Raw genomic sequence first — 16,415 nt, forward strand, 5'->3', positions numbered from 1 at the left:
TTGGTGATCCCCCAAATTGTGGTGTTGGTTGCTACAAACCACCACAATGTGGCGTTGGGTGCGTTGGACGCACCGAACGCCACATTGGGGCGCATGAGCGCCCGCCCGGCTCAGAGGTAGCCGGGGAAGGGCTGCGCGCCGAGGAACACCGCGCCCGCGCCGTCGTACATGGCTTCCGTCAGGAACGCGTGCTGCGGCACCACGGCGGCGTCACGCAGGTGCCGCTGCAACGGGTGGTCCGCCTCGATCGCCGCCGTACCGGCGAGCTGGTACGCCGCCTGGACCACCGCGAACCCCACCCGGGCCGCGTGCGCGGCCGCCAGGCGTAGCAGGCTGACCTGCTCCGGGCCCGGCTCCCCCGTCAACGCCGTCTCCCACGCTTCTTCGGTCGCCTCGTAGAAGAACGCCCGCACCGAACGGAGATCCGCCTCGGCCTTCGCGAGGGCGACGCGGGCGTACCCGCGGTCGGCGAGCACGGGACCGCCGCTGAGCCCGGCCCGGCCGGCGCCGAACCCCGTCACGTGGTTCAGCGCCGCGCGCGCGATGCCGAGGTTGACCACCGCGAGCGCCTGGGCGGCGTAGGCGAGCGTCGGGTAGCGGTAGAGCGGCTCGTCGACCGTGGCCCCGCCGCCGCGGACGAACGTCCACTCCGCCGGGACGAACGCGCCGTCCAGCCGCAGGTCGTGGCTGCCGGTGCCGCGCAGGCCGACCGCGTCCCAGGTGTCGACGATCTCGGCCCGCGCGGCCGGCACCATGGCGGTCCGCGGCCGGCCCGAGGACCCGGCCCCGATGCCGACGCCGAGGTAGTCGGCCGCGAGGCAGCCGCTGGCCAGGCGCCACTGCCCGCGGACGCGGAACCCGCCCGGCACCTCTTCGGCCGGCTGCACCGGGAAGAGCGCGCCGGCGAAGACGAGGTCCGGGCCGTCGGCGTAGAGCCGGGCCTGGGTCTCCGGCGGCAGCGCGGCGAGGTAGACGCCCGACGAGCCGAAGCCGGCGACCCAGCCGGCGGAGCCGTCCACTTCGGACATCCGCTCGACCATCCGGAGGAAGTCCCCGGGCGGCCGGGCGTCCCCGCCGAAGCGCTTCGGGGTTGTCGCCCGGTAGAAGCCGGCCAGGCGGAACTTGTCGACGACGTCTCGCGGTACGTGCCGCAACCGGGTGAACTCCCCGGCCCGGCCGGCCACCTCCGCCAGCGCCGCGTCGAAGGCCGGCGATGTCCCCCAGGTGTGCGGCATGGGCCCAGCGTAGGGGTGGCTCCGGTCACGTCCGGAGGCAGCGGCTGCTTTCCCGCACCACCAGCTCGGCTTCGACCGGCGGGCGCGGCGGGGGCACCACGCCGTCGATGTGGGCGGTGAGCGCCGCCAGCGTCTGCCGGCCCGCCTCCAGAAAGTCCTGGCGGACCGTCGTCAGCGGGGGCTCGAAGTAGGCCGCCTCCGGCACGTCGTCGAAGCCGACGACGTGGGCGTCGCGTGGCACCCGCATTCCCGCTTCGGTGAACGCGGCGAGCAGGCCGAGTGCCATGTGGTCGTTGGCGGTGAACACCGCGCGGACGGCCATTTCGACGGCCAGTGACTGCCCGGCCCGGTACCCCGAGCGGGCCGACCAGTCGCCGCGGATCACCGGCGGCACCTCCGCGCCGTGCCGTTCGAGGGTCTCCCGCCAGCCGCGCTCCCGGGCGCGCGCGATCGGCCCGTTCTCGGGGCCGCCGAGGTGCCAGACCGTCGAGTGGCCCAGCTCCAGCAGGTGCTCCGTGGCCCGGCGCGCGCCTTCGTACTGGTCGGCGGATGCCGCCGGGACCAGCGGGATCCCGCTGACCGGCGCCAGTTCGGCGATGAGGTGCTGGTCGAGCACGACGATCCCGGCCACGCCCTGCAGCCGCAGCCCGGCCACTGCGGCCAGCACCGCCGCGCCGCCCCGGCCGGGCACGCTGAAGACGCTGAGTGCGTAGCCTTGCTCGCGGGCGGCGGCGCGGAGACCGTGCAGGACGGGACCCGTGACGGCGGACCCCGTCGCGACGACGCCGAGTGTCCCCCGGCCGTGGACGGCACGCGCGCGGAGCAGACCGTCGGGACCGGCGTCGTCCAGGGGCATGCGCTGATGTTAGCGATCACACGGGGTAGACGTGAACTTCCTTCACCTTCCATAAATAACGAACCGATAACGGCGGAATCCCGGTTTGAACCGGCCCCCGCCCCCAGCCGTTTCAGCCAATGCCGGAACCAGTGACACCCGGACGCGGCCCCCCGACTTCCGCGCCCGGTGGCACTCCCCCGGGTTCCGCGCGTCTCCCCCCGGGCACGCTGCCGTCTTCGGCGCGCCCGGAAAACCGAACGAGGTGAACATGGCCCGGAAAACATCCCGATCCCCCGTCACGGGCAGACATCGCATCAGCCGCCGCACCAAGATCGCGACCGGCGGGCTCGCGCTCGCGATCGCGGTCGGCGGCATCGTCGTCGCGACCACGACCGGGCGCACCGGCGAAGCCAGCGCCGATCCCGCCGACGCTTCGTTCTTCCTCGACATCGCGAAGGTCCCCTCGGGCGTCAACGTGAACAAGGCGCTGCAGCAGAAGGGCGCGCGCGGCACGTTCACCGTGGACTGCGGCCGCAACGAGAACCAGCACTTCAACCCCGACAACTTCATCGCCCAGCCCGGCATCCGCAACGGCGCCCAGCACCTCCACGACTACGTCGGCAACCTCTCCGCCAACGCCGACTCCAACAACAAGAGCCTCGTCAAGTCCGGCACGACCTGCAAAAACGGCGACAAATCAGCCTACTTCTGGCCCGTCGTCCGCATCGACACCGGCGAAGCAGAGAAGAACGAGCCCGCGAAGGACCCCGCCGCCGACCGCGCGGCCGGTGCGAAGGACAAGGCGAGCACCCAGGTCGACTGCCCGGACGTCGCGAGCAAGCTCCCCGACGTCCCGGACCAGGCCATGGACGAGGTGAACCGCAACCTCGACCTGCTCGACAAGCAGATCGACGAAGCGAACAAGCGGATCGCGAACGGCGACCTGAAGACCCCGCAGGACGTCCAGAACGCCGTCGTCGGCCCGCTCAAGGACAAGCGCGCCGCCACCATCGACCGGATCGCCATCGCCATCGGCCGCCGGGCCGCGAAACCGACGGACCTCGGCGGGCTCGCGCCGTGCGCGCTCAAGCAGAACGGCCAGGGCGGGCTCGACAACGGCGGCCAGAACAGCGGCGGCCAGCCCGCTGAGCTTCCGGGCGTCAACGACAAGAACGAGATCGCCGACAACGACGGCGAGATCCAGCGCGTCCGGTCGGCGACGATCACGTTCACCAGCGGCGGCGCGAGCAAGGTCGTCGCGATGCCGCAGTTCCTCCGCGTCCTCTACGGCGACGCCAAGCAGAGCACCAACGGCCCGGCCAACGCCCGGCCCAGCTGGACGTGCACCGGGTTCGAGGACCGGCTGACCGACCACTACCCGATCTGCCCGCAGGGCAGCCGGGTCGAGCGCGTCCACGCCTTCCCGAACTGCTGGGACGGCAAGAACATCGACAGCGCCAACCACCGCACGCACATCGTGTTCGCCGACCAGCAGGGCAAGTGCCCGAAGGGGTTCAAGAACGTGCCGCAGCTGGTGATCAAGCTGGTCTACGACATCCCGCACGACATCCAGGTCAAGGGCCAGTACAAAGTGGACGCCTTCCCGCAGGAGAACCACAACCCGCGCTCGGACCACGACGACTTCGCCAACGTCATGGGCCAGCGCCTGATGAACCAGGTCGTCAACTGCATCAACACCGGGAAGCGCTGTTCCCAGTAGGAAAAGCCGTGAATGTCGCATTGAGGGACTTAGCGTCTCTCAATGCGACATTCACGGCTTTCGCGGTCAGGAGGCGGTGACCGAGTAGCTGTTCGTCGTGAAGTTCAGCCCTCCGGCCGACGAGGTGATCTCGAAGCCGAACTGGACCTCGCCCAGCGTCACATCGCCGTACCAGCCGCGGGCCTTGATCCAGTTCAGCACCGCGAGGACGTCGACCGTGCCGGCGTTCGTCCCGGAGGTCCGGACGAACGAGAACACCGCGTTCGAGCCGTTCGTTCCCTTGTAGACGTCCCAGGTGTGGCCGCCGACGGACGCCGTGGTCTGCTTGCTGCCCAGCGGCCCGACCGCGCCCTGCTGGTTCATCCACAGCATGATTTCGTAGGCGTTGTTGTTCGCCCAGATGTCATAGGCGGTCTCGTAGGCGCCACTGCCGGGGCGGCTGACGTCGAAGCTGCTGGAGACCCTGCTCAGGGCACTGAGCTTCTGGTTCACGTTCTTCGCCGAGTGCGGGTAGGTCTTCACCCCGCCGGTGTTCGGCTGGTCCGACCAGACACCGAAGTTGCTGTAGGAGTTCGCCCAGATCGCCTGGGGACCGGCACCGCCGCCCCAGACGTCGTTGCGGACGGTGTAGCCGCCGTTGGACCAGGTCGCCCATTTGTCCGAAGACGACCAGGTCGCCGCCGAGGCCACGCCGGCCGAGGTCGCCACCGCCGCGGCCACCGTCATCGAAACCACAAGGGAACGCACGACTTTGTGCATGGATCCGTCCTCTACTGGTGAGGGATTCACCAGGACTATCGCAGTCGCGCGACCGGCCGGTCAAGCATTAACCGGCGCGTTCGAGAAGTTCGAAAATAAGGTACCGTCGAATTCCGTCGAATGTGCCCTGGAAGCGCCGAAGGGGCATTCCGCGGTCGCGGAAAGCCCCTTCGGAACCTCGGCGCTCAGGAAGCCGCGCGCCGCTTCGTCCAGATGTCATACGCCACCGCGGCCAGCAGAACGACGCCCTTGACCAGCATCACCCGCTCGCTCGGCGCGCCGATCAGCGACATGCCGTTGTTGATCACGGCCATGATCAGGCCGCCGGTGATCGCGCCGACGACCTTGCCGACGCCGCCCTGGACCGCCGCCCCACCGATGAACGCCGCCGCGATCGCGTCCAGCTCGAAGTTGACGCCGGCCGTCGGGCCCGCCTGGTTGAGCCGGCCGGCGAAGATGATGCCCGCCAGCGCGGCCAGCACGCCCATGTTGACGAAGATCCAGAACGTCACCGACTTGACCTTGACCCCGGAGAGGGTCGCGGCCTGCAGGTTGCCGCCGACGGCGTAGATGTGCCTGCCGAACACCGACTTCCCGGCCACCAGCGAGTAGCCGAGCACCAGCACCGACAGCAGGATGAGCACCCACGGCAGGTTCTTGAACCGCGCCAGCTGCACCACCAGCGCGAGCACCACCACCGCCACACCGGCGATCTTCAGCACGAACACCGCGAACGGGTCGACGTCCTGGCCGTAGCCGAGCCGCGCCGAGCGCTTGCGCCACTGGGTGAACGCGATCCCGGCGACGGCCGCGACGCCGGCGAGCAGCGAGACCAGGTCGGCACCGCCCAGCGGGCCGAGTGCGACGTTGCCGAGATAGCCGTCGGTGAAGCCGTTCGACAGCGTGCGGATCGCGTCCGGGAACGGGCCGATGCCCTGGTTGCCCAGGACCGTCAGGGTCAGGGCGCGGAACGCGAGCATGCCCGCCAGCGTCACGATGAACGCCGGGATCCCGAAGTAGGCCACCCAATAGCCCTGCCACGCGCCGATCACCGCGCCGACCACGACGGTGATCAGCACGGCCAGCGGCCACGCCAGGTGCCAGTTCACCATCAGCACCGCCGACACCGCGCCGGTCATCGCGACGACCGACCCGGCGGACAGGTCGATGTGCCCGGAGATGATCACCAGGATCATCCCGATCGCGAGGATCAGCACGTACGAGTTCTGCACGATGATGTTGGAGATGTTCTGCGGCTCCAGCAGCGCGCCGCCGGTGAGCACCTCGAACAGCACCACGATCAGCGCGAACGCGACGTAGATGCCGCTCTGGCGCGGGTTGATCGAGATCCTCCGCTTGGAGCGCTCGCCCGGGGGCGCGGCGGGCCGCGCTTCGGTGGTGGTCATTCCCGTTCCTTAGTCATGTATTGCATGAGCAGTTCCTGGGTGGCTCGGTCACGGGTCGCCTCACCCGTGATCCGCCCCGCCGACAGCGCGTAGATCCGGTCGCAGAGCCCGAGCAGCTCCGGCAGCTCGGAGGAGATGACCAGCACGGCTTTCCCCTGCGCGGCCAGCTCGTTGATGATCGTGTAGATCTCGAACTTCGCCCCGACGTCGATGCCGCGGGTCGGCTCGTCGAGGATCAGCACGTCCGGGTCGGTGAAGATCCACTTGGCCAGCACGACCTTCTGCTGGTTGCCGCCGGAGAGCTTCCCGGTCACGCTGTTCACCGTCGGCGCCTTGATCCGCAGGTCCCGGCGGTATCGGTTGGCGGTGTCGTGCTCGGCGTGCTCGTCGACCCAGCCGCGCTTGGCGAGCTTGTCCAGCCCGGCCGCGGACACGTTGCGCTGGATGTCCTCGATCAGGTTGAGCCCGTAGCGTTTCCGGTCTTCGGTGGCGTACGCGATGCCGTGGTTGACGGCGTCGCGCACCGAGCGGACGTCGATCTCCTTGCCGTGCTTGAAGATCCGGCCGGAGATGTTCTTGCCGTACGACCGGCCGAACACGCTCATCGCGAGCTCGGTGCGGCCCGCGCCCATCAGCCCGGCGAGCCCGACGATCTCGCCGCGCCGCAGGGTGAGGTTGGCGCGGTCGACGACGAGCCAGTCGGCCTGGTTGGGGCTGTAGACCGTCCAGTCCTCGATCCGCAGCACCTCCTCGCCGATGTCCGGTTCCCGCGGCGGGAACCGGTGCTCGAGGTCGCGCCCGACCATGCCGGTGATGATGCGCTCCTCGGTGAGCCCGGCCGCGTCGAGCGTTTCGATCGTCTTGCCGTCACGCAGGATCGTGACGGTGTCGGCGATCGCGGTCACCTCGCCGAGCTTGTGCGAGATGATCACGCACGTGACGCCTTCGTCACGCAGCCCGCGCAGCAGATCGAGCAGGTGCGCCGAGTCGTCGTCGTTGAGCGCCGCGGTCGGCTCGTCGAGGATGAGCAGCTTGACGTCCTTGGACAGTGCCTTCGCGATCTCGACGAGCTGCTGCTTGCCGACACCGATCTCCTGCACCGCCCTGGTCGCGTTTTCGGCGAGGCCGACGCGCTTGAGCAGCGCGTCGGCCTCGTGGTTGGTGCGGTTCCAGTCGATCCAGCCTCGCTGCTGCCGTTCGTTGCCGAGGAAGATGTTCTCCGCGATCGACAACTGTCCGCACAGTGCGAGTTCCTGGTGGATGATCACGATCCCGCGCCGTTCGCTGTCGCGCACCGACCCGAACTCGCACCGCTGCCCGTCGAAGTGGATCTCGCCGTCGTACGTCCCGTGGGGGTAGACGCCCGAGAGCACCTTCATCAGGGTGGACTTCCCGGCGCCGTTCTCCCCGCAGATCGCGTGGATCTCCCCTTGGCGCACGGAAAGCGTGACGTCGGACAGCGCCTTGACCCCGGGGAAGGTCTTGGTGATCCCGCGCATGCCGAGTAGTTCGGTCATTTCAGCTGACCTGCCGTGTAGTAGCCGGAGTCGACGAGCTCCTTCTGGTAGTTGGCCTTGTCCACGGTCACCGGCTGCAGCAGGAAGGACGGGACGACCTTCTTGCCGTTGTCGTAGTCCTTGGTGTTGTTGACCTCGGGCTTGCCGCCCTTGAGCACCGCGTCGGCCATCTTCACCGTGGTGTCGGCGAGGATGCGGGTGTCCTTGAAGATGGTCGAGTACTGCTCACCGGCGATGATGGACTTGACCGAGGCGACCTCGGCGTCCTGCCCGGTGACGATCGGGTACGGCTGGCCGGCGGTGCCGTAGCCGTTGCTCTTCAGCGCCGACAGGATGCCGATCGACAGGCCGTCGTACGGCGAGAGCACGCCCTGGACCTTCCCGCCACCGGTGTAGGTCTTGGTGAGCAGGTCCTCCATGCGCCGCTGCGCGGTGGCCGGGTCCCAGCGCAGGATGGCCGCGCGGGCGAAGTCGGTCTGCCCGCTCTTGACGACCAGCTTTCCGCTGTCCATCAGCGGCTTGAGCACGGACATCGCGCCGTTGAAGAAGAACGTGGCGTTGTTGTCGTCCGGCGAACCGGCGAACAGCTCGATGTTGAACGGGCCGGGACCGTCACCCAGGCCCTTGACCAGCGAGTTCGCCTGCTCGACGCCGACCTTGAAGTTGTCGAAGGTGGCGTAGTAGTCGACGTTGGGCGAGTTGCGGATCAGCCGGTCGTAGGCGATGACCGGGATCTTCTTGTCCGCGGCCTCCTGCAGCTGGGTGGTGATGGCGGTGCCGTCGATCGAGGCGATGACCAGGACCTTGGCGCCCTTGGTGATCTGGTTCTCGATCTGGTTCACCTGGGTGGGGATGTCGTTCTCGGCGTACTGCAGGTCGACCTTGTAGCCGAGCTTCTCCAGCGCCGACTTGATGTTGTCGCCGTCGTGGATCCAGCGCTCCGACGACTTGGTCGGCATGGTGACGCCGACGAGGGCGCCGGCGGCACCGGCGGCACCGGGCGCCGCCGTCTGGTCCGCGGTCTTCTGGCTCGAGCCGCACGCCGACAGCGTGAGCACGAGCCCCGCGGCGGCGACGGCCGCGATTCCTCTGGTGAACTTCATTGTTCTTTCTTCCTTTCTCAACGACCCGGCACTTTCACGTGAAAGTGCCGCGTCAGAAACCTTGGGCAAGGCGGTGGTAGGCCTGGTTCCAGCGGATGCGATCGGCGAAGTCGTGCGGGGTCGTGTCCTTGTCGATGACCAGGAGCTCGACCCCGAGCAGGTTCGCGAAATCGCGGAGGGTTTCCGTGCCGACGGCCTGGGTGAGCACGGTGTGGTGCGGGCCGCCCGCGGTGATCCACGACTCCGCGGACGTCGCCAGCGACGGCGCCGGCTCCCAGACCGCCCGGGCAACCGGCAGGTTGGGCAGCGGCTCGTCCGGGGCGACGACCTCGATCTCGTTGGCCACCAGCCGGAACCGGTCGCCGAGGTCGACCAGGCCGAGGACGACGCCGGGTCCGGGCGCGGCGTCGAACACCAGCCGGACCGGGTCTTCGCGGCCGCCGATGCCCAGCGCGTGGATCTCGCAGGACGGCTTCGCCTTGGCGATGGTCGGGCAGACCTCCAGCATGTGCGCGCCGAGGATCTTCGGCGTGCCCGGCCCGAAGTGGTAGGTGTAGTCCTCCATGAACGACGTGCCGCGGTCCTTGCCGACGCTCATCGCCTTGACCGCGGCGAGCAGCGCCGAGGTCTTCCAGTCGCCCTCGCCGCCGAAGCCGTAGCCGTCGGCCATCAGCCGCTGCACCGCCAGGCCGGGCAGCTGCCGCAGCCCGCCGAGGTCCTCGAAGTTCGTGGTGAACGCGCCGAACCCGCCGTCGGTGAGGAACTTCCGCATCCCGGCTTCGATCCGGGCCGCGTAGCGCAGCGAATCGTGCCGCGCTCCCCCGGCCGCCAGTTCCGCGACAACGTTGTATTCCTCGGCGTACCGCTGCACCAGCGCGTCCACAGTGTCGTTTTCGGACACCGCGTCGACCAGTTCGACGAGGTCGTTGACGCCGTAGGTGTTGACCGACACGCCGAACCGCAGTTCGGCCTCGACCTTGTCGCCTTCGGTGACCGCGACGTCGCGCATGTTGTCGCCGAACCGGGCCAGCCGCAGGTTCCGCAGGTGGTCGGCGCCGAGCGCGGCCCGCGCCCACGCGTCGATCCGCGCCACGACGACCGGGTCGGAGACGTGGCCGGCGACGGTCTTGCGCGACACCCCCAGCCGGGTCTGGATGAACCCGAACTCCCGGTCGCCGTGGGCGGCCTGGTTGAGGTTCATGAAGTCCATGTCGATAGTGGACCACGGGAGTGCCTCGTTGAGCTGGGTGTGCAGGTGCAGCAGCGGCTTCCGGAGCGCGTCCAGCCCGGTGATCCACATCTTCGCCGGCGAGAAGGTGTGCATCCAGGCGATCACGCCGACGCACGCCGCGTCGGCGTTGGCCTCCTGCAGCACCCGGCGGATCGCCGAGGCCTCGGTCAGCACCGGCTTGCCGACGATCTCGGCCGGGAGCCCGCCGGAGGCGGCCAGGAGCTGCTGGATGCGCAGCGACTGGCCGGCGACCTGCTCGAGGGTCTCCTCGCCGTAGAGGGCCTGGCTGCCGGTGAGGAACCAGAGCTGGGGTTTCGATGCCGAAGTCATCGTTCTCCTTGGAAGATCAGTGCTGGCCGTAGACGTTCTGGTACCGGGCGTAGAGCCGGTCGACGTCCTCGGGCGGCAGGGGTTCGGGCGTACCGAGCTCGAAAGCCTTGTGCACGGTGCGGGCGACGTCCTCGACCATCACCGCGGCCTTGACCGCGTCGCGGGCGGTGCGGCCGACGGTGAACGGGCCGTGGTTGCGCATCAGCACGGCCGGCGACCGGCTCGCGCGCAGCGTCTCGACGATGCCGCGGCCGATCGAGTCGTCCCCGATCAGCGCGAACGGCCCGACCGGGATGTCCCCGCCGAACTCGTCGGCGATCATCGTGAGCACGCACGGGATCGGCTCCCCGCGGGCGGCCCACGCCGTGGCGTAGGTCGAGTGCGTGTGCACGACGCCGCCGATCTCCGGCATGTGCCGGTAGACGTAGGCGTGCGCGGCGGTGTCCGACGACGGGGCGAGGTCGCCGTGCACCAGCTCGCCGTGCAGGTCGGTGACCACCATGGTGTCGGCGGACAGGGTGTCGTAGGACACCCCCGACGGCTTGATGACCATCAGGTCCCGGCCGGGCACCCGCGCCGAGACGTTGCCCGCGGTCCAGATGACCAGGCCGTTGCGGGTGAGCTCGCCGTGCAGGTTCGCCACGGTCTCCCGCAGTTCGCCGAGGGTGTCGAGGACTTCACCGGTGAGCGACATCAGGACCGTCCTTTCGCGACGGCGCGGCGGCGGGCCGCCAGGCGGTGCATGACGTCGTTGCCGCCACGGCCGAAGTAGTCGTGCAACGCCGTGTACTCGGCATACAACTCGTCGTAGGCGACGACGTGGGCGGGCACCGGCTGGTACACCGCGCGCTCGACCGCGCCCATCGCGGCCGCGGCCGCCCGGACGTCAGGGTAGGCCCCGGCCGCGACGGCCGCGTGGATGGCGGACCCGAGCGCGGGCCCCTGCCCCGAGCCGATCACCGAGAGCGGCAGCTTGGTGACGTCGGCGTAGATCTGCATCAGCAGCGCGTTCTTCATCAGCCCACCGGCGATGATCAGCTCGGTGACCGGGACGCCGGCCTCGGTGAACGTCTCGATGATCTTCCGGGTGCCGAAGGCGGTGGCCTCCAGCAGCGCGCGGTAGATGTCCTGGGGGCGGGTGGCGAGCGTCTGCCCGACGATCACGCCGGACAGCTCGTGGTCGACCAGCACCGACCGGTTGCCGCTGTGCCAGTCCAGGGCGATCAGGCCGTGTTCGCCGATCTCCTGCTGGGCCGCGAGGCGGGTGAGGTGCTGGTGCACGCCGTCCGGGTGCGCGTAGGACGCCGGGACGCCGTGTTCGACGAACCAGCCGAAGATGTCGCCGACGCCGCTCTGGCCGGCTTCGTAGCCCCACAGCCCGGGCACGATCCCGCCCTCGACGACCCCGCACATGCCGGGGACCTCGCGCAGTTCGGCGCCGTTCATCACGTGGCACGTCGAGGTGCCCATGATCGCCACCATCTGGCCGGGTTCGACCGCCTGGGCGGCGGGAGCGGTGACGTGCGCGTCGACGTTGCCGACGGCGACCGCGATGCCTTCGGGCAGCCCGGTCCAGGCGGCGGCCTCCGCGGTGAGGCCGCCCGCGCGGGAACCCAGCTGGCCGAGGGGGTGTTCGAGCTTGTCGGCCACGAAGGACTCGAAGCCGGGCGCCAGCTCGCGGAGGAAGTCCTGGCTCGGGTACTCGCCGTCCTGCAGGATCCCCTTGTAGCCGGCGGTGCAGGCGTTGCGGACGTACACGCCGGTGAGCTGCCAGACGATCCAGTCGGCCGCCTCGACCCAGTGCCGCATCGCGGCGTAGACGTCCGGCGCTTCTTCCAGCACCTCGAGAGCCTTGGCGAACTCCCACTCCGACGAGATCAGCCCGCCGTAGCGCGGCAGCCACTTCTCGCCGCGGGTGCGGGCCAGCTCGTTGATCCGGTCCGCCTGCGGCTGGGCCGAGTGGTGCTTCCACAGCTTGACGTACGCGTGCGGCTCGGCCTCGAACTCCGGCAGCTCGCACAGCGGCGTCCCGTCGGCGGTCGTCGGCACCATCGTGCACGCGGTGAAGTCGGTGCCGATGCCGACGACGTCGGCCGGGTCGACGCCCGCGTCCCGCAGCGCCGCCGGTACGGCGTTGCGGAGTACCCCGACGTAGTCGGCGGGCACCTGCAGTGCCCAGTCCGGCGGCAGCGCTCGGCCCGTGGCGGGCAACGTCTCGTCGAGCACCCCGTGCGGGTACGCGAAGACGGCGCTGCCCAGTTCTGCTCCGTCACGGACCCGCACGACCACGGCGCGGCCCGACAGGGTGCCGAAGTCGACGCCGATGGTCAGTGGTTCTGCCACGGTGTCCTCCCTCCTGATTGGTGACCGGGACGCGGCGCGGGCGGCGGTGAACGCGCCGCGCCCCGGGGTTCTAGCGGCCGGTGAGGACCAGGACGGTCACCGAGTTGGCCGGCAGCGTCAGCTTCGACGTCGCGGCCAGACCGGTGATCTCCCTGGTCTGCGGCACGATGGCGGTCGGCGCGGCGAGGCTGTTGCGCCCCGCCGGGTCGCCGGTGAGCGTGGTGAGTGTTCCGGTGCCGTCGACCGCGGTGACGCCGGTCAGCGCCAGCCGGGCGGTCTGCACCTGGGCGGTCGGGTTGACCAGCTTGACCGTGAACGTCTTCCGCCCGCTCTTGGTGGTCACGTTGACCACCTGCCGCAGCGGGCTGCCCTGGTTGAGGCGGCTGGTCACGATCTGCTTGCCGAGCGTGCTGGAGAACATCTGCTGCACCCAGTACGACGGCGAGCCGTAGCTGCTCCCGGCGTCGAGGCCGATCAGGTTGACCGGCCAGTTGGTCTGGTTCTCGTGCACCAGCACCGGCGCGTACATCGAGCCGATGACGATGTCGCTGTTGCGTTCCAGCCCGGTGAGGAACGAGGCCTCGCCGATCGCCGCGGCCAGGGTGCCGGTGGGCCGGCCGTCCTGGGCGCCGTATTCGCCGACGAGGATCTCCGGACCGCTGCGATCAGCGGTGTCGTAGCGGGTCGAGTTGTCGGTGAACCACTGCGGCGACTGGTAGTAGTGGTCGTCCGCGGCGTCCGGGCGCACCCCGGTCGACGTGCTCGACGCGGTCCCGCCCTGCAGGCCGCCGGTCGTCGCGACGACCGTCAGCTGCGGGAACTTGGCCTTGATCGCGTTGAACATGTCCGTGAAGCGCCAGGCGTAGCTGCCGGAGCCGTCGAACCAGTCCTCGTTGCCGACCTCGACGTAGCGCAGGTCGAACGGCGCCGGGTGCCCGTCGGCGACGCGCTTGGCACCCCACGTCGTCGAAGCGTCGCCGATGGCGTACTCGATCTCGTCGAGCGCTTCCTGGACGTACTTCGGGTAGTCGGCCTGGTCGACGTGCTGGCCGTTGAGGGTGTAGCCGGCGAACAGGCCCAGCAGCGGCTGGGCGCCGATGTCCTCGGCCAGCTTCAGGTAGTCGAGGATGCCGAAGCCGTCGGTGGACCAGTAGCCCCACGCGGTGTTCTGGTGGCCGGGCCGCTGCTCCAGCGGGCCGATGGTGTCCTTCCACGCGAACCGGGTGTCGAGGGTGTTGCCCTCGAGGTAGTTGCCGCCCGGGACGCGGAACAGGCCGAGCTTCATCGCGGCGAGCTTCTGCCCGAGGTCGGCGCGGACGCCGTTGGCCCGGTTCTTGAAGGTCGGCGGGAACAGCGACACCTGCTGGAACCAGGCGTCGCCGGCCAGTGCCGTCCTGCCCTTGTTGACCAGGGACACGACGATCCGGTTGTCGGTGGACGCGGTGATCGTCGACGGCGTGGTGAAGCTGAACGTCTGCTGCGCCCACGCGGCGCCGGCCGGCTGGACGTCCTTGCTCGCCAGCACGGTGCCGTCCGGCTTCTCCAGGCTGACCCGGACGCCGCCGGTCCAGCTGCCCTTGGCGAAGAAGCTGCCGGTGTACTTGGTGGACGGCTTCGCGGCGACGCCGTAGAAGCCGACGTTCGCGGCGGCCACCCGGCCGGCGGGCGGGACCGCGTCGGCGTGCAGCTTCAGCGACCGGTCGAGCGCGGTGTTCAGCGGGTTCGCGGTGTCGACCGAATAGGTACCGGTGGCGCCCGCCGAGGTGAGCAGCGACCAGTACGGCACCGGCGTGTTGCCCGCGCCGCTGCCGGGCTGGTAGCCCTCCTTGAAGGTGCGGTTGCGGACGAGCTCCGCGTAGAGACCGCCCTCGACGGAGTGGCTGATGTCCTCGAGGATCGAGCCGTAGGTGGTCGGGCGGGTGTTCGCGCGGACCACGTTGGCGTCGACGGCGAGCTGGTTCGCCCCGGCCAGTGCGCCGATCTGCGCCGCGGTGAGCGGGAAGCGGCGCAGCTCGACCTCGTCGACGGCGCCGGTGAAGCCGGCGCCGACCGTCAGCGGGGCCGCGCTGCTGCCCGAGGCCGGGCAGGCGGAGACGTCGAGTGTGGTCCCCGACGGCGTGCCGCAGGTGCTGGTCACCGCGGCCGCGTCGCCGTCGGCGTAGACCGTCAGCCGCTGCGAAGCGCGGTCCAGGACGAGGGCGGCGTGGTGCCAGTTCCCGTCGGCGAGCCCGCCGCCGTTCGCCGTCACCTGGATCGCGCCGACCCGCGCGGTGAGCTTGCCCGCGGCCACGCCGAGAGCGTAGCCGTCACCGTGGTCCACGATGGACTGCGTGCCGGTCGCGGTGGTGCGGAACCAGCCGGCCAGCGAGAGCGAGCCGGTGCCGGTGTCGAACGCCGGCGAGACGCCCATGTCCACAGTGGACTTGCCGTCGAACTGGACGGCCTTGCCTGCCGCCCCGGCGGTCCAGGTCGCGCCCTTGAGCGTGCCGTCGGCGGCGTTCGCCGAAGCGTCCCGCGCGACCGTGCCGGCGCCTTCGTCGAAGTGCCACGACCCGCTCGCGGCCAGTGCCGCCACCGCGGACGCGGTCAGCGGCGTCGGGTACGCGCGGACGTCGTCGACGCCCCCGGCGAACCAGTCGACGGGGTTGCCCGCCCACTTGCCGCGTCCGACGACCAGGTGCCCGGCCGCGGTCCACGGCGACGTGAACGGGACGCTCTGCTGCAGGGTTCCGTTGACGTACAGGGAAAGCGTGCCGGCCGCGCGGTTGTGGACGCCCACCACGTGCTGCCATTGGTCCGCCTGCGCGGGCAGCGTCGACACGGCCGAGGAAGAGGCCGAATCGCCGTCGGCGGCGCGGCGCGTGAACGCGAAGCGGCCGTCCGCGGCGCGCTGGAGGTAGAAGCCGCTGATCGTGGCGCCGTCGACGCTGACCGCGGTCCGGAACCCGGTGGCCGCGGTGGGCTTGACCCACGCGGACACCGAGAAGCTCTGGGCGGTGTCGACCACCGGCGCCGGGACGTCGACCGCGGCGTCGGTGCCGTTCAGGGTGACGCCGTGCGGGCCGACGACGCCGTCGCCCCAGCCGGCGCCGCCGGTGAGGGTCGCGGTGCGCGTGTCGAGGGAGTCGTCGGCCGCGGTGGTGCCGGTGCCCTCGTCCAGTCCCCAGTGCCCGGCGATGGCCAGGCGGGCGGCCGCGGCCGCGGACAGCGCGCCGGTGTAGGCGCGGACGTCGTCGATCGTGCCGTCGACGTAGTCCACCGGGTTGCCGTTGTACTTGCCGCGGCCGATCACCAGGTGCCCGGTGCCGGCCCAGCCCGCGGGCGCGGCCACGGTCTGCTGGCGGGTGCCGTCGACGTAGAGGGAGAGCGTCGACGCGGCGGCGTCGAACACGCCGGTGAGCTGGTACCACTGGCCGGCGACCGGGTCGAAGTTCGCGCCCGCGACGACGCCGTCGGCCGGCGCGTCGCCGGCGAGACGGGTGAAGGCGAACCGGCGCGAGTCGTCGCGGAACTGCAGGAAGAAGTTGCTGACCTGGGCGCCGTCGACGCTGACGAACGTCTGGAAGCCCGACGTCTTGTCGAGCTTGACCCAGCTGCTCACCGAGAAGCTCTTGGTGGTGTCCAGCACGGGCGCGCCGGCGTCGGCGAAGCCGCCCGCGCCGTCGGTGGTCAGCGCGGAGGCCCCGCGGATCGCCGGGCCCCAGCCGGCGCCCGCGCTCAGCGTCGCGGGGTGGCCGCCGGCGGTGTCGGCGGCGGTCGTCCCGCTGCCTTCGTCGAACGTCCAGTGCCCGGCCAGCGCCGGGTCCGGGTCGGCCGAGGCGGCCGGCGCGGCCGCGACCGGCAGGCCGCAGGTCAGCACCAGCGCCACGAGCGCGGCCAGTGGCCGGCGGAATCTGCGGGGCATGGCTCTCCTTCGAGCGTTAGCGCTCACGC

11 protein-coding genes are annotated in these 16,415 nt (G+C 70.4%); 1 reads left to right on the forward strand and 10 read right to left on the reverse strand.

The window, feature by feature from the left end:
- Positions 1-110: 110 nt before the first annotated feature.
- Positions 111-1,235: an acyl-CoA dehydrogenase family protein gene (locus AB0M82_RS37405; RefSeq protein WP_364732546.1), complete on the reverse strand. Its 1,125-nt coding sequence runs from the start codon at positions 1,233-1,235 to the stop codon at positions 111-113.
- Between the two features lie 25 nt (positions 1,236-1,260).
- A complete protein-coding gene (locus AB0M82_RS37410; protein ID WP_364732549.1) occupies positions 1,261-2,091 on the reverse strand; it encodes a substrate-binding domain-containing protein in 831 nt (276 codons plus the stop codon).
- A 250-nt stretch (positions 2,092-2,341) separates the two neighbouring features.
- Between AB0M82_RS37410 and AB0M82_RS37415 the strand changes: the two genes are divergently transcribed.
- Complete coding sequence (locus AB0M82_RS37415) at positions 2,342-3,793, forward strand: DUF1996 domain-containing protein (protein WP_364732552.1); 1,452 nt, start codon at positions 2,342-2,344, stop codon at positions 3,791-3,793.
- 66 nt (positions 3,794-3,859) lie between these two features.
- On the opposite strand, the gene AB0M82_RS37420 is transcribed toward AB0M82_RS37415, so the two are convergent.
- The 8 genes from AB0M82_RS37420 to AB0M82_RS37455 form a co-directional block, all read right to left on the reverse strand.
- Positions 3,860-4,552 (reverse strand): hypothetical protein, encoded by a 693-nt coding sequence (locus AB0M82_RS37420; RefSeq protein ID WP_364732554.1) that lies wholly within the window; start codon positions 4,550-4,552, stop codon positions 3,860-3,862.
- A 185-nt stretch (positions 4,553-4,737) separates the two neighbouring features.
- Complete coding sequence (gene mmsB, locus AB0M82_RS37425) at positions 4,738-5,958, reverse strand: multiple monosaccharide ABC transporter permease (RefSeq protein ID WP_364732556.1); 1,221 nt, start codon at positions 5,956-5,958, stop codon at positions 4,738-4,740.
- Positions 5,955-7,475, reverse strand: a complete 1,521-nt coding sequence (mmsA, locus tag AB0M82_RS37430; protein ID WP_364732559.1) for a multiple monosaccharide ABC transporter ATP-binding protein — start codon at positions 7,473-7,475, stop codon at positions 5,955-5,957. Before mmsA ends, mmsB begins: the two co-directional genes overlap by 4 nt.
- Entirely contained in the window at positions 7,472-8,578 is a 1,107-nt protein-coding gene (chvE, locus tag AB0M82_RS37435; protein ID WP_364732561.1) for a multiple monosaccharide ABC transporter substrate-binding protein, read from the reverse strand. Before chvE ends, mmsA begins: the two co-directional genes overlap by 4 nt.
- Positions 8,579-8,630: 52 nt before the next feature.
- Positions 8,631-10,139: an L-arabinose isomerase gene (gene araA / locus AB0M82_RS37440; RefSeq protein ID WP_364732563.1), complete on the reverse strand. Its 1,509-nt coding sequence runs from the start codon at positions 10,137-10,139 to the stop codon at positions 8,631-8,633.
- A 16-nt stretch (positions 10,140-10,155) separates the two neighbouring features.
- Positions 10,156-10,833 carry an L-ribulose-5-phosphate 4-epimerase gene (locus AB0M82_RS37445; protein ID WP_364732565.1) on the reverse strand — a complete coding sequence of 226 codons (678 nt, stop codon included), beginning with the start codon at positions 10,831-10,833 and terminating at the stop codon, positions 10,156-10,158.
- Positions 10,833-12,482, reverse strand: coding sequence for a ribulokinase (araB, locus tag AB0M82_RS37450; protein WP_364732568.1), 1,650 nt, complete (start codon positions 12,480-12,482; stop codon positions 10,833-10,835). The genes AB0M82_RS37445 and araB overlap by 1 nt, the downstream gene beginning before the upstream one ends.
- Positions 12,483-12,552: 70 nt before the next feature.
- Positions 12,553-16,386 (reverse strand): LamG-like jellyroll fold domain-containing protein, encoded by a 3,834-nt coding sequence (locus tag AB0M82_RS37455; RefSeq protein ID WP_364732571.1) that lies wholly within the window; start codon positions 16,384-16,386, stop codon positions 12,553-12,555.
- Between the last annotated feature and the right edge of the window lie 29 nt (positions 16,387-16,415).

The organism is Amycolatopsis sp. NPDC051128 (assembly GCF_040682715.1).
GTDB lineage: Bacteria > Actinomycetota > Actinomycetes > Mycobacteriales > Pseudonocardiaceae > Amycolatopsis.

Coding starts and splice junctions, on each gene's coding strand:
- AB0M82_RS37405 (WP_364732546.1), bottom strand. CDS start 1,235: ATGCCGCACACCTGGGGGACATCGCCGGCCTTCGACGCGGCGCTGGCG.
- AB0M82_RS37410 (WP_364732549.1), bottom strand. CDS start 2,091: ATGCCCCTGGACGACGCCGGTCCCGACGGTCTGCTCCGCGCGCGTGCC.
- AB0M82_RS37415 (WP_364732552.1), top strand. CDS start 2,342: ATGGCCCGGAAAACATCCCGATCCCCCGTCACGGGCAGACATCGCATC.
- AB0M82_RS37420 (WP_364732554.1), bottom strand. CDS start 4,552: ATGCACAAAGTCGTGCGTTCCCTTGTGGTTTCGATGACGGTGGCCGCG.
- mmsB (WP_364732556.1), bottom strand. CDS start 5,958: ATGACCACCACCGAAGCGCGGCCCGCCGCGCCCCCGGGCGAGCGCTCC.
- mmsA (WP_364732559.1), bottom strand. CDS start 7,475: ATGACCGAACTACTCGGCATGCGCGGGATCACCAAGACCTTCCCCGGG.
- chvE (WP_364732561.1), bottom strand. CDS start 8,578: ATGAAGTTCACCAGAGGAATCGCGGCCGTCGCCGCCGCGGGGCTCGTG.
- araA (WP_364732563.1), bottom strand. CDS start 10,139: ATGACTTCGGCATCGAAACCCCAGCTCTGGTTCCTCACCGGCAGCCAG.
- AB0M82_RS37445 (WP_364732565.1), bottom strand. CDS start 10,833: ATGTCGCTCACCGGTGAAGTCCTCGACACCCTCGGCGAACTGCGGGAG.
- AB0M82_RS37455 (WP_364732571.1), bottom strand. CDS start 16,386: ATGCCCCGCAGATTCCGCCGGCCACTGGCCGCGCTCGTGGCGCTGGTG.